Origin of the sequence: Butyrivibrio sp. WCD3002, assembly GCF_000424265.1 — a bacterium.
Taxonomy (GTDB): domain Bacteria; phylum Bacillota; class Clostridia; order Lachnospirales; family Lachnospiraceae; genus Butyrivibrio.
The window spans coordinates 1-13,188 of sequence record NZ_AUJO01000037.1 but is presented as its reverse complement, the minus strand read 5'-3'; the positions used below and the strand labels follow the sequence as shown (position 1 = coordinate 13,188).

13 protein-coding genes, 5 tRNA genes and 1 rRNA gene are annotated in these 13,188 nt (G+C 41.0%); 18 read left to right on the top strand and 1 reads right to left on the bottom strand.

Annotation, left to right across the window (positions count from 1 at the left end; genetic code table 11):
- From G608_RS0117350 to G608_RS0117295, 11 genes are all read left to right on the top strand, one after another.
- Positions 1–153 (top strand): 23S ribosomal RNA (locus G608_RS0117350); the annotation flags it as partial.
- Positions 154–439: 286 nt separating this feature from the next.
- Positions 440–512: transfer RNA gene (locus tag G608_RS0117345), tRNA-Asn, on the top strand.
- 3 nt (positions 513–515) lie between these two features.
- Positions 516–588: transfer RNA gene (locus G608_RS0117340), tRNA-Val, on the top strand.
- A 34-nt stretch (positions 589–622) separates the two neighbouring features.
- Positions 623–694, top strand: a tRNA-Glu gene (locus G608_RS0117335).
- Between the two features lie 7 nt (positions 695–701).
- Positions 702–775 (top strand) — tRNA-Ile (locus G608_RS0117330).
- A 40-nt stretch (positions 776–815) separates the two neighbouring features.
- Positions 816–901: transfer RNA gene (locus G608_RS0117325), tRNA-Leu, on the top strand.
- Between the two features lie 220 nt (positions 902–1,121).
- Complete coding sequence (locus tag G608_RS24370) at positions 1,122–2,177, top strand: DUF3795 domain-containing protein (protein ID WP_081677492.1); 1,056 nt, start codon at positions 1,122–1,124, stop codon at positions 2,175–2,177.
- Between the two features lie 87 nt (positions 2,178–2,264).
- A complete protein-coding gene (locus G608_RS0117315; RefSeq protein WP_026497058.1) occupies positions 2,265–3,560 on the top strand; it encodes an ATP-binding protein in 1,296 nt (431 codons plus the stop codon).
- A gap of 174 nt (positions 3,561–3,734) precedes the next feature.
- On the top strand, positions 3,735–4,565 hold the full coding sequence (locus G608_RS0117305) for a deoxyribonuclease IV (protein WP_026497057.1): 831 nt from the start codon (positions 3,735–3,737) through the stop codon (positions 4,563–4,565).
- 73 nt (positions 4,566–4,638) lie between these two features.
- The gene (locus G608_RS0117300) at positions 4,639–5,808 is read left to right on the top strand and encodes a phosphotransferase enzyme family protein (protein ID WP_081677491.1); all 1,170 of its coding nucleotides are present in this window, start codon (positions 4,639–4,641) and stop codon (positions 5,806–5,808) included.
- A 101-nt stretch (positions 5,809–5,909) separates the two neighbouring features.
- Positions 5,910–6,581: a DUF5680 domain-containing protein gene (locus tag G608_RS0117295; RefSeq protein ID WP_026497055.1), complete on the top strand. Its 672-nt coding sequence runs from the start codon at positions 5,910–5,912 to the stop codon at positions 6,579–6,581.
- Between the two features lie 193 nt (positions 6,582–6,774).
- Here the strand turns inward: G608_RS0117295 and G608_RS0117290 are convergent, their stop codons facing one another.
- A complete protein-coding gene (locus tag G608_RS0117290; protein ID WP_196810235.1) occupies positions 6,775–6,996 on the bottom strand; it encodes a hypothetical protein in 222 nt (73 codons plus the stop codon).
- A gap of 207 nt (positions 6,997–7,203) precedes the next feature.
- Here G608_RS0117290 and G608_RS0117285 point away from each other — a divergent pair, with 207 nt between their 5' ends.
- From G608_RS0117285 to G608_RS0117250, 7 genes are all read left to right on the top strand, one after another.
- Positions 7,204–7,875, top strand: a complete 672-nt coding sequence (locus tag G608_RS0117285; protein ID WP_026497053.1) for an HD domain-containing protein — start codon at positions 7,204–7,206, stop codon at positions 7,873–7,875.
- A gap of 32 nt (positions 7,876–7,907) precedes the next feature.
- The gene (locus tag G608_RS0117280) at positions 7,908–8,381 is read left to right on the top strand and encodes a DNA-deoxyinosine glycosylase (protein WP_035796108.1); all 474 of its coding nucleotides are present in this window, start codon (positions 7,908–7,910) and stop codon (positions 8,379–8,381) included.
- A 155-nt stretch (positions 8,382–8,536) separates the two neighbouring features.
- Positions 8,537–9,028 (top strand): GNAT family N-acetyltransferase, encoded by a 492-nt coding sequence (locus tag G608_RS0117275; RefSeq protein ID WP_026497051.1) that lies wholly within the window; start codon positions 8,537–8,539, stop codon positions 9,026–9,028.
- 110 nt (positions 9,029–9,138) lie between these two features.
- Complete coding sequence (rsmH, locus tag G608_RS0117265) at positions 9,139–10,203, top strand: 16S rRNA (cytosine(1402)-N(4))-methyltransferase RsmH (protein ID WP_026497050.1); 1,065 nt, start codon at positions 9,139–9,141, stop codon at positions 10,201–10,203.
- Positions 10,204–10,220: 17 nt separating this feature from the next.
- Positions 10,221–11,294: an ABC transporter ATP-binding protein gene (locus G608_RS0117260; RefSeq protein WP_026497049.1), complete on the top strand. Its 1,074-nt coding sequence runs from the start codon at positions 10,221–10,223 to the stop codon at positions 11,292–11,294.
- 137 nt (positions 11,295–11,431) lie between these two features.
- The gene (locus G608_RS0117255) at positions 11,432–12,679 is read left to right on the top strand and encodes an IS256 family transposase (protein WP_026496923.1); all 1,248 of its coding nucleotides are present in this window, start codon (positions 11,432–11,434) and stop codon (positions 12,677–12,679) included.
- 21 nt (positions 12,680–12,700) lie between these two features.
- On the top strand, positions 12,701–13,090 hold the full coding sequence (locus tag G608_RS0117250; RefSeq protein ID WP_026496924.1) for a hypothetical protein: 390 nt from the start codon (positions 12,701–12,703) through the stop codon (positions 13,088–13,090).
- Positions 13,091–13,188: the final 98 nt, after the last annotated feature.

The following is a 13,188-nucleotide window of genomic DNA, read 5'->3' as shown; positions in this document are numbered from 1 at the left end:
CTGAAGGCATCTAAGCGTGAAGCCCCCCTCAAGATGAGATATCCCTCCTTTGTGGAGTAAGACCCCTTAGAGACTATGAGGTAGATAGGCACAAGGTGTAAGCATGGTAACATGTTCAGCTGATGTGTACTAATAGGTCGAGGGCTTGTCCAAACTAGGAAAACTTGCTGAGGTATTTCCGAAGCTAGTTTGAGTGTTGTTCTGGCGAGGTCTGAAAGACCGAGAGCAGAACTTCCAAATATAGAACATGATATGGAATAAGATGGAATAATTCAGTGTTCGGTTTTGAAGGTACGGATTTTATAATAAGCAAATCCTCCCTTGCGATTGCTTCGCAATCCCAAGTGTGTGGCTGCGCCACATAATTTAAAATCTTAACAATGCCTTGCATGCAAGCATGCAGATCATCGTTAAGCCTTTAAATTGCGAGGCTTTGCATTCCTCAATAGCTCAGTCGGTAGAGCATTCGGCTGTTAACCGAAGTGTCGTAGGTTCGAGTCCTACTTGGGGAGTTTGGGGTCTTAGCTCAGCTGGGAGAGCATCTGCCTTACAAGCAGAGGGTCACAGGTTCGAGCCCTGTAGGCCCCACTTATTTATATATACTGCGAAGCAGTATAAACACGGCTCCGTGGTCAAGTGGTTAAGACATCGCCCTTTCACGGCGGTAACACGAGTTCGAGCCTCGTCGGAGTCATCTTTATGGAGCTTTAGCTCAGTTGGTTAGAGCAACCGGCTCATAACCGGTCGGTCCTGGGTTCGAGTCCCCGAAGCTCCACTATAGAAAGCCGCTAATGTAAGCGGCTTTTTGCAAATAAGCCGGCGTGGCGGAACTGGCAGACGCCCGGGACTTAAAATCCCGTGGGTAGCGATACCCGTACCGGTTCGATCCCGGTCGCCGGCAGTAATAAAATGGCTGTAAACTTAGATATTATCTGAGTTTGCAGCTCTTTTTTGTATAGAAAATAAAGGATTCGTTTTCATATAGATTCAGTAAAATTTAGGCTATTATCTGTGTGGGTAAGGACTTTTTTTGTGTTACATGGTAGGGTTAATAATATAAGTGGGATGTTTTCATAAGGGTTACTGTGTAGATGTACGCACTGCTGAAGGGGTGAATCGATATGAATAAGGAATGGTCAGAAAAAAACAAGAAAATGCAATCTCTGATTGGAAAGAAAGAGAGCTTTGATGATGGTATTATCACACTGCTTGAGCTAAGAGAGGATCTTTTTGGCCAGATAACATCAATAGTGAATACATACCCAAAAGAAGCCTTTTACCTGATGCCTTTTGTAGGAGCGAAGGGGTATCACAGCAAGACTCTGGGGTATTCCCTGTGGCATATATTCCGGATTGAGGATATTGTGTCACATACACTGATCCGACAGGACAATCAAATCCTCTTTGCGGATGATTGGCTTCGCAGGATAAACAGTCCTATCATTACCACCGGCAATGAACTGAAGGGAGAGGAAATTGCGGAGTTTTCTGCAAAACTCGATGTGAGAGCTTTGTATGATTATTGCAGGACAGTGATGGATTCAACAAATGAGCTGCTTAAAGATCTGCAATACAAAGACCTAAAGAGGAAGTTTACTGATGATGATAGGGAAAGGATAATCGAAACACGAACGGTTAGTAAGGATGAAGATGCATTCTGGCTGATCGATTATTGGTGCGGAAAGGATATTAAAGGACTGATTCAGATGCCTTTCTCCAGACACTGGATCATGCACATCGAAGCAATGTGCCGGATTAAGAACGAGCTTTGTCGTAAGGTAAGGAAAGGCGTAGATACCGTGGCATACTGTGGCCTTTCCTGTAATCATTGCTTTTTGAAAGAATGGTGTGGCGGTTGTAGGACATCCTATAATACCTGTTCCTACGCGACCTGCTGTCCTGACAGAACTTGCCCCAATGCTGCGTGCTGTAAGGAAAAAGACCTGGATGGCTGTTATGATTGTGATAATCTGGCAGGCTGTATGATAGGCTTTTATTCAAATGGAAGTGATGCAAATGCAGTGAAAGCGATGGCAATGTTCATTCGTAAGCATGGCAAGAAGGAATCGGCAGCCGTTCTTGATAATCTGCATAAGAAGTATGATTTTCAGAAGATTCAGGAAATACTTGGGTATGACCTGGATGAGGGATTAAAACTCCTTGAAGAAAACAGATAGGTATGGGTATAAGATGCTTTTTTGTATATCACACCGGCGCATGAAAAAAATGCGGTTATCCGCAAAAAAATCATGAGGTGATTGCGCATGTATCCTAGGGAACAATATCTGAACAAGATAATATCTAAGAAGGACAATGGACGGATAAAAATAATAACCGGGCTTCGCAGAAGCGGTAAGTCTGTTCTGCTTTTTCAGTTATACCGTGATTGGCTTATAAGTGAAGCCGTTCAAGAGGACCATATCATTGCTTTGGCATTGGATGTGTTGGAGAATGCAAAGTATCGTAATCCGATCGAACTTGATAAATACGTCAGGGAACATATGACCGAAGATGGAAAAACGTATTATATCCTAATAGATGAGATTCAGTTCGTTTCCGAAATACAAAATCCCTATGTAGATAATCCAGATGCCAAGATAACATTTATTGATGTGGTTCTCGGCTTTATGCAAATGAAAAATGCAGATGTATATGTGACAGGAAGTAATTCCAAAATGCTGTCTTCCGATGTCCTGACGCAGTTTATGGACAGAGGTGATGAGATAAGGGTGTATCCCCTTTCTTTTGCGGAATTCTATAATGAATATGAGGACGACAAACGCGGTGCATGGCAGGATTATTACACTTACGGAGGCATGCCTCTTGCAACTGCGCTTGAAAATCATGAAGAAAAGAGCCGTTATCTGAAAGATCTTTTTGATAGGACATATATTAAAGATGTCTTGGAACGTCATGAAATAAAGAATAATGCGGAAGTACTGTCTATTCTGTTGGACATTTTGGCATCGGGAATTGGTTCCCTCACCAATTCGACAAAATTGTCTAATATTTTTAAGAGTGAGAGGCAAATTGCCATTGGCTCTGAAACGATTGAAAAATATATCGGTTATTTTGAAGAATCATTCCTGGTTAAAAAGGCAGTTAGATATGACGTAAAAGGCAGGAAGTATATCGGGACTCCGGCAAAGTATTATTACACGGATCTTGGGCTTCGGAATGCAAGGCTGGGATTCAGACAGCTGGAGGAAACCCACATTATGGAAAACGTGCTGTACAATGACCTGATAAGAAGAGGCATGAATGTTGATGTCGGAGTGGTAGAATATAATACGAAGGATCCAGATGGGAAGAAAGTTCGGAAACAACTTGAGGTGGACTTTGTTGTTAATAAGGGTGAAAAAAGATTCTATGTACAATCGGCCTTGTCCATAGCGGATCCGGAGAAAAAAGAGCAGGAGATTGCTTCTTTAAAGCGGATACCGGATTCTTTCAGCAAGATTGTGGTTGTAAAGGATTATCTAAAGCCGTGGCAGGATGAAAATGGAATTGTCTACCTTGGAATAGAGCAATTCCTTTTAGATGAAGATATTATAAAATAGTATAAAATTGGTCCACAAAGTGGTCCATAATGGAGACGGGTGTGGCGAAGCACCTTTCTCTGCGGCTTTGCGGAATCCTTAAAAGTTCGATTCCGGTTGCCGGAAGTAAGAGAGAAGCAGAGATGCTTCTCTTTTTTATGTTATTATGGAGTGAAAGGTGAGAGGAATGAGAATATGATTTATATAGGATGTCATCTGACAGTAACAAACGGATATGAGGCGATGGGGCATCAGATGGTGGATTTTGGCGGAAATACATTTGCATGGTTTACAAGGAATCCAAGAGGTGGGAAGTCAAAAGATATTGTACCTTCTGATGTTAATGCTCTTATGGATATTTTGGAGAAAAAGAAATTTGGTAAACTGGTTGCTCATGCCAGTTACACCATGAATTTATGCTCAGCGAATCCGGAGACCAGAGCAAATGGTCTTGATATGTTAGTAAAAGATCTTGAAAAAATGGAAGCGCTACCCGGGCAGTACTATAACTTTCATCCCGGCTCTCATACAGGACAGGGAGCTGAGGTTGGCATAAGGCAGATTGCTGAGGGGCTAAATAAAGCGCTTTTTTCTGATATGAAGACCACTGTTCTGCTTGAGACAATGGCCGGTAAGGGATCTGAAGTAGGGAGAAGTTTTGAGGAACTGAGAGAAATAATTGACATGGTGGAATGTAAGGATAAGCTTGGAGTCTGCTTTGATACATGTCATACCTGGGATTCCGGCTATGACATAGTAAATGATCTTGATGGAGTGCTGAGTGAATTTGACAGGATCATAGGTCTGGACAGGCTTAAGGCAGTGCATTTCAACGACAGTAAGAATGAGTGCGGCTCACACAAGGACCGTCATGAGAAACTGGGACAGGGAATGATAGGTATGGAAGCCATGAAACGGTTCGCAATGCATCCGGCATTTGAAGGGCTTCCGTTTATTCTGGAGACACCAAACGATGATGAAGGTTACATTCAGGAAATAGCTACAGTAAATAGCTGGTTTGAATAAGAATCATTGTGGATAGCTGGTGAGAAAAACTTACGACACATAGTCGATGAGAGCAGTTCATTAAGGATTGAGTATGGAAAATATAAGAGCATTGGTAGAACAATGCGGGTTGGGGACAATTGAAGGAGAGATTTCACCGGTGCCTGGAGGATTGATGCATAAGATGTATAAAGTGCAGACAACGACCGGTACGTACGCTGTGAAATGTTTGAATCCTGAAATAATGGGTAGACCTGATGCCTTGAAGAATTATTCTGAAGCGGAGAGGTTAGAGCGTATATTAGAGGATAATGGAATTCCTATCGTAGCAGCTTTATCTTTCGATGATCTTTCTATTAAATCCTGCGATGAAAAGAAGATGATATCAATAAATGGAAAGTATTATTATGTTTTTCCATGGCAGGAAGGAAGCATTACGGATTTTGATGCGATTACCGGGGAGCAGTGCTATAAGGCCGGGGAGATACTGGGTAGAATTCATGCCATAGAGGCCAATAATATATCGCCGGAAGAACCTTCATTAAGCGAGGTTGATTTTGATGCATTACTGGAGTGCACAAAGGCTAAAGGTAAAGAAGTAGCTAAAGCCAAAGAAAGAGCTAAAGTTGAAGAAGGAGTTGAAGCTGGAGAAAGTGTTATAGCTAAAGATAGTATGATAGCGCCGCTTCTAGAAGCAAATTTGCAGCTTCTAAAAAATGCACAGGACAAGTTAAACGAAGCGCGGAAAAATCTTCCAGCCATGAGGGCGATCAGCAATGATGATATGGATCCTAAGAATATCATGTGGCATGAAGGAAATCCCCATGTAATCGATCTTGAGTGTCTGGGATACAGTAATCCAATATCATCTTGTCTTGATCTGGCTTTGCAATGGTCAGGTACTGTAAACGGTAAATTCAATAAAGATAATCTGGAAGCTTTTTTCAAAGGTTATCTTGGTGCGTACGACAACGGATTCAGATCTTATGATGAATTATTTGGAATAGCATATACCTGGATAGAATGGCTGGAATACAATATCAAACGCGCACTGGGTAGGGTGAGTGATGATGCGGATGAAATCAGGCTTGGAGAGGTAGAGACAAAAAACACAATAAATAGAATAAAATACCTCTCATCAATTGAAGATGATATTCGCATGGTTCTACAGAAGCTTCCTATTCCGGATGCAGAAAGTCTTATCAAGAATAAGTATGGATGGAAAATGGTCGAGTTACTGACGGACAGACATTACTTGAGCTAAGCTAAAAGAGATAAATGTATAACTAAAGTAGCAAAAACGCAACCTATGATCAATGTATTTTACCTATTCCAGAGAGTACATTGATTGTGGAGGTGATGAATATGATTTTTTCTGAAAAACTGCAATTGATTCGTAAGAGTAAAGGAATGACTCAGGAGGAGCTTGCAGAAAAGCTGGATGTTTCAAGGCAGGCTGTTGCAAAATGGGAGTCCGGTCAGGTGTACCCTGATATAAGTAATCTCATTCAGATCAGCAATCTGTTCAATGTTACGGTGGATTATCTGGTGCGGGATCAGGAATGCATGGTAAGTATTGATACCAAGGAAGAGAGTGACATCAGTAAGCTGATTGACTTTAGACTTGAAGCTAATGTTAATACCTATGCTGCATATATGAATGAGACTACTTCCACAAGGTATGATTCCCATGATTTTTCGTATAGTAATGGGCAATATACATATCATGATACGTATGTAGGTGGCGAGCAATTTGCAGGTGAAGAGGCCATTTGGCTGGATGGGAAAATACAGTATGCCATGAACTATTTGGGGCGGGTTCTTGATGAGCGTTTCAGCGGGGATTTCTTAAAAGAATCACTTAGAAAAGCAGATAGAAATATGCCTTACAGAGGACCAGAATACTATAAATCAGGAGAGTATACCTATAAATGCAGCGTCACTGGGGATTTTCACTGGTTTCAGGGTTATGAGGAGATTTGCTGTAACAATTTAAGAGTATATGAGTGCTATTTTCACGGCGGCTTAATGAAGTAGAATTGTAAAAATTTGAAAAGCATATCTGACGCAGCTTGTGACAGATTCCGTAAATGGCAGGAGGCAGCAGCTATAATCATACCGCTAATAATGAAAATAGTGCGCACAAGCTAAAAAACGTTAACTAGTACGCACTATTATGTTTATAAGGCGTGGTTTATTTTTGATTTGCCAGCACCCCTGCCACTTTTTATTACATTGCAATAGCTACATCATTCTTATTGTTAAAAACAGGCGCATCGGTGAATGCTATATCAATGTTTTGGGACTTTGCAGCATTTCTTTTGGCGTTAAGCTTTGTCTGTAAAAGATCAGTCTCGCCAAATTCGACAACCTTCTCCAAATTTGCTGTACCCATGGCTCTTTCTTTTTCCTTGGTGTCCTTGATGGCTTTTTTGGCTTCTACTACCAGCATGGACGTAAATGTCTTTGCGTCAGAGTCGCCATTCATAAGTGTTCGTAGTTTTCTTGACTACGATGTTATATTATCAGCCCCAATATCACACAAATATCATACGTAAGATTCTCTTTTGTGATAGGATGAAATAACAGGGTTTAGAGGGGGATTTCTGAAATTTATGCGTTATAAATTGTGAATCACACTATATTTGGAGGAGAAGGTATGTTACCGACAGCAGAAGTGGCATTGCAGGAATTAAAGATAGCAGAGGAGCGTAATCCGGGACCATGGGTTAAGCACTCAATCAATACCGGAATAGCAGCCAGGAATATTGCTGAGAAAATTCCCGGTATGGATTCAGAAAAAGCGTATATTGTGGGGCTTTTGCACGATATAGGCAGAAGAGTTAAATTCGGATTTGTTGATATTCCAACCCATGTATATGAGGGTTATAAATACTGCATGGAAAAAGGCTGGGATGAAGCGGCCAGGATATGTATGACTCATTCGTATCTTCATATGAAAGACGAGTTCTTAGACTATGAGCCTGAGGCAGAACACGAAAAGGCTATCAAAGAATATATCATGAATACTGAAGCTGATGACTATGACAGACTCATACAGCTTTGTGATTCTCTTGCCACGGATTATGGCTTTGTTATTTTGGAGAAAAGATTTGTAGACGTCACAAGACGCTACGGAATTGTGGAAAGCTATATCAAGGGCTGGGAGATAGCTTTTGATTTAAAAGAAAAATTCGAGGAACGAATGGGATGCTCAATTTATGATGTACTTCCGGATATAGGAAAGACTACCCTTCTTACACCAAAACCGTGGAAACCACCGGTTGTTAGTGAAGATAAAGCAAATGCAAAAGAAGAATGTGCATCCTAAAATTTTGAAATAAAAATAATGTGGAAGAAAAAATGATAATACATCCTATACCACCGGTTTATGATGAGAATTCAAAGGTGTTGATTCTTGGGAGTTTTCCTTCTGTGAAATCAAGGGAGGTCTGCTTTTTTTATGGGCATCCACAGAATCGTTTTTGGAAGCTTATGGCAGTAATATTCGAAGATGATCAGCCGGAGACAATTGAAGAGAAAAGAGCTTTTTTGCTCAGGCACAATATTGCTGTGTGGGACGTTATTAAATCCTGTGATATAACGGGTTCATCGGATGCCAGTATAAAGAATGTTGTTCCCAATGATCTTAGTATTATCCTGGAAACAGCAGATATTAGAAATATTTATGTGAATGGAAAAACAGCTTACAAATATTATCAGAAGTACACGAAGCCTCTTATACAGCGTGATGCCATTTGCCTTCCATCGACAAGTCCTGCAAACGCTGCGTGGAACTTGGAACGATTAAAAAATGAGTGGAAAATGATATTATGAAAAATGGGGATATTTATTATATGCAAGAGAATTTCTAACAGGTAGGAATTGATGTGGTTCCGGAATATCGCTGTTAATTGTGGCTTCAGGCCTACGTGGGTTGAGACGGAAGCAGTAAAGATAGACGAGGAGTAAGATAAAAGAGGAGAGAAATTATGAAATACAGGTTGGGGACTATGCAGGATTTGGACGGAATTTGCCTGCTTATAAAAGATGCAATAGTTGAAATGGAAAAGCATGATATTTATCAATGGGATGAAATCTACCCTGCAAGATCAGATTTTGAAGAGGATATAAATAATAAAAATCTTTTTGTTGCCTATGAAGGCGATAAGCTGGCGGCTTTTTATGTAATCAGTAATGAGAGTGATGAGCAATATAATAATGCAAATTGGCTTTTTGGCGATTCTTATTATGTTTTACACAGATTCTGCGTTTCACCCATGATGCAGAATAAAGGTGTAGGAAAAACAGTGCTTACACATATAGAAAATCAGATTAAGGAAATGGGCTACGATGCGGTACGACTTGATACCTTCACAAAGAACCCATTTGCCCAGCGCTTATATCGCCATCACGGATATGAGTCCAGAGGATTTGCGGATTGGCGAAAGGGAAGATTTGATCTGATGGAGAAGAAGCTCTAATCGGTAATGCAGAAATTAGCGAAGGCTCCGGATTTTGCTGGAAAAGAAACTGAAGATATAAAGGGAACTATATCGCATAAAGAAAGAATGAAACAGTAAGGGGAATTGTATTGGATAAAGATAAGGAAAAAGAAGAAAAGGTACATAAGAGAAGAGTCCATTATTCAGGGAAATACCCTAAGAAGTTTGAGGAAAAATATAAGGAGCAAAACCCTGAAAAATATGCAGATACTGTGGCTCGTGTTATTGCCAAGGGCTCCACACCTGCAGGTATGCACATATCCATTATGGTGAAGGAAATCCTGGATTTTCTTGATATCAAGCCGGGACAAAAGGGTCTTGACTGCACCCTTGGATATGGAGGACATACCTCTAAAATGCTGGAAAAGCTTCAGGGGAGCGGATGCATATACGGCCTTGATGTTGACCCTATTGAATCCAAAAAGACAACAGAAAGACTCCGGGCAGCAGGCTTTGGTGAGGATGTTTTTAAGTTCAGACTCATCAATTTTGCAAATATAGATGAAGTGGCGAAAGAAGCAGGAAAATTTGATTTTGTTCTGGCTGATCTTGGAGTATCATCCATGCAGATAGATGATCCAAAGAGAGGTTTTTCTTATAAAATAGACGGACCTCTTGATCTGAGGCTTGATCCTGATCATGGAGAGTCGGCAGCTGAGAGGCTTCACAACATAACAAAGGAAGAATTCATTGGAATGATGATAGAAAACTCCGATGAGCCCTATGCAAAGGAGATCGCGGACAAGGTCTTTTTGCTTATGAGTAAGGGAAAGCCCATGGATACCACAACAGAGCTTAGGGAAGCAATAGAGTCCGCTCTGTGGAAGGTTCCAAAGGATGAGAAGGAGCAGGCCATAAAGAAATCCTGTGCAAGAGTTTTTCAGGCCCTTAGAATAGATGTTAACAGCGAGTTTGAGGTTCTTTATTCATTTCTTGAAAAGCTGCCGGATATCCTTAATCCCGGCGGCCGCGTGGCAATCCTTACCTTCCATTCAGGTGAGGACAGGCTTGTGAAAAAATCCTTTAAGGAGCTCAAAAAGCAGGGAATTTACAGCGATGTTTCAAGTGATGTAATCCGTCCTTCCAAGGAGGAATGTAGACTAAATCCCAGAAGTAAGTCCACCAAAATGAGATGGGCTATAAAGCAGAATTAACATATGAGGAGATAAAAATGCAGAATAAACTCATCGATCTTCAGCACATCACAAAATCCTACGGAAGCCAGAAAATACTGGACGATCTGAATCTCTATATCAGAGAGAATGAGTTTTTGACGCTTCTTGGACCCTCAGGCTGCGGAAAAACCACTACCCTAAGGATAATCGGAGGGTTTGAGACACCGGATTCCGGCGCCGTTATGTTTCAGGGAAAAGATATCACATCTCTTCCTGCCAATAAGAGGGAAGTAAATACTGTTTTCCAGAAGTATGCCCTATTTCCACATATGACCATAGCAGAGAATATTGCATTTGGTCTTAAAATCAAAAAGAAATCCCAGTCATATATAAATGACAAGATCAAATACGCATTGAAGCTTGTAAATATGGACGGCTTCGGCGACAGAATGCCTGATTCCCTGTCAGGCGGACAGCAGCAGAGAATAGCAATAGCAAGGGCAATTGTAAATGAGCCCAAGGTACTTTTGCTGGACGAGCCCCTTGGAGCTCTTGACCTTAAACTCAGGCAGGACATGCAATATGAGCTTATAAGGCTTAAAAATGAGCTTGGCATAACCTTTGTGTATGTAACCCATGATCAGGAAGAAGCCCTTACCATGTCCGATACAATAGTTGTTATGAATCAGGGATACATCCAGCAGATAGGTACACCGACTGATATCTATAATGAGCCGCAAAATACTTTTGTTGCTGACTTTATAGGAGATTCAAACATCCTTTCCGGAATCATGATAAAGGATAAGCTAGTGGAGATTCTAGGGGCAAGGTTTGACTGCGTTGATACCGGCTTTGGTGAAAACAATCCTGTGGACGTGGTTATAAGACCTGAGGACATTGACCTTACAGAGCCTGAAAAGGGAACCATCGAGGGCATCGTCACCGATGTTATCTTTAAGGGTGTTCACTATGAAATGTGCGTAATGGCAAGGGGCTTTGAATTCGTTGTTCATTCCACGGACTGCGTTCCTGTGGATTCAAGAGTGGGAATCCATGTTGATCCCTTTGATATTCAGATAATGCATAAGGCTGAGTATGATGATGAGAAAGCGGTGGAAATAGATGAGTGATAAGAGGGTAAAATTCCTGGCTTCACGGGAGTGTAAAATAAAGTGTGTAAGTTAAAAAACATTAACTTACGCACTTTATTTAGTTTATAGGGTGCGGTACATTAAAAGAAAGGATGAAAGGAATGAGTACAGAACTTATGGCACCAAGAAAGAACAAGAGAAGTGAAGCAGGAAGGGCTATTGCACAGGCTATCATTGACAATTATCAGCCTACAAACGCCCAAGAGATGCAAGATGCAATCAAGGAAATATTTGGTCCTATGTTTGAAGCTATGCTTCAGGGAGAAATGGATTCTCATTTAGGATATGAATCTAATGATCATGGATATAAACCAACTACCAACCGTCGAAATGGTTATACTTCAAAGACGCTGAAGACTTCCATGGGCGATATTGAAATCCAGTCACCTAGAGATCGTGACGGTTCATTTGAGCCCCAGGTTGTACCAAAGCGTACAAGAGATGTCAGCGGTATTGAAGACAAAGTCATTGCTATGTATGCTAAAGGAATGAGCCAGCGTGATATAGCAGATACCATTGAGGATATTTATGGATTTGAAATATCTGCAGAAATGATATCCAACATCACTGATCAGGTCATTGAAAAGGCCAAGGAATGGCAAAGCAGACCGCTTAAGAGGTTCTATCCATTCATTTTTGTAGACTGTCTATATGTAGATATTCGCAAGGAGATGGAGACCAAAAGCTGTGCAGTTTATGTTATCCTTGGGTATGATTCAAATGGCATAAAAGACATCCTGGGGATATGGATTGGAGAATCCGAAGGAAAACATTACTGGATGCAGATATTTGATGAAATCAAAGCCCGTGGTGTTGAAGATATTCTCTTCATAAGCATGGATGGTGTTTCCGGGCTTGAAGAAGGTGCAAAATCAATCTTCAAGGATGTAGTCGTTCAACGCTGTATTGTACATCTGATCCGCAACTCCATAAGATATATCCCATCAAAGGATTACAAAGCTTATACCTCACAGCTTAAAAAAGTATACGGTGCATCCAGTCTCAAAGCTGCTGTGGCTGAATTTGAACGCTTCAAACAGAACTGGAGCAAGTATCCCGGAGCGGTCGATGTATGGACAAGAAACTGGAAACATGTTGAGCAACTCTTCAATTATGGCAGTGCTGTAAGAAAGGTGATGTACACAACTAACCCCATTGAGGCAATAAATTCAAGCCTTAGAAAAGTAACCAAAAAAGGTGCATTTCCTAGCGAGGATGCTGTGCTTAAGGCCCTTTATCTTCGTATCACAGAGCTTTATAAAAAGTGGAATGGTCGACCAGTGCCTAACTGGGCTATTGTAAGGAATCAGCTTGCCATGGACACATCTATGCAAGCCCGGATCCTGAAATACGAAAAATACTGATCAAAGAAGGAGCACCACTGTATGCGATTTAACAGATATCTTCCAGAAGAAACTAGAACACTGCTTGAAGAACAGTATAAAGATTATATCCAAAATACCCCTATGACCAAGAAGGAGCAGCGTGCTGTCCGAGAATGGGTAAAAGATGGTCATAGTGTTTATGAGAACAGTTCCGGTGGATGGTATGACGGTGGCGTTCCAATCCCATTTCTTGAAGTATACCGAGACGAAGAATACATCCGTATTCACACTAAGGATATGTCACCTGATGAAGCTCGTAAATTTGCTCTTAGTTATTATGGCTGGGATGACGATTCTATTCTGGAATCAGAGCCTATCCCCAATGAATCAGGCTATATACTTGATAAAAAGCTCATGAGTAAAATCGAAGCGGAGCTACCTTTTAGATAAGATTACTGACACCATTTTTTACCGCAAAAATCGGTGGTCATGCGACCACCGATTTTAATAAAAGTAAAAAACTTACACACTTAACTTGACACTCTCGG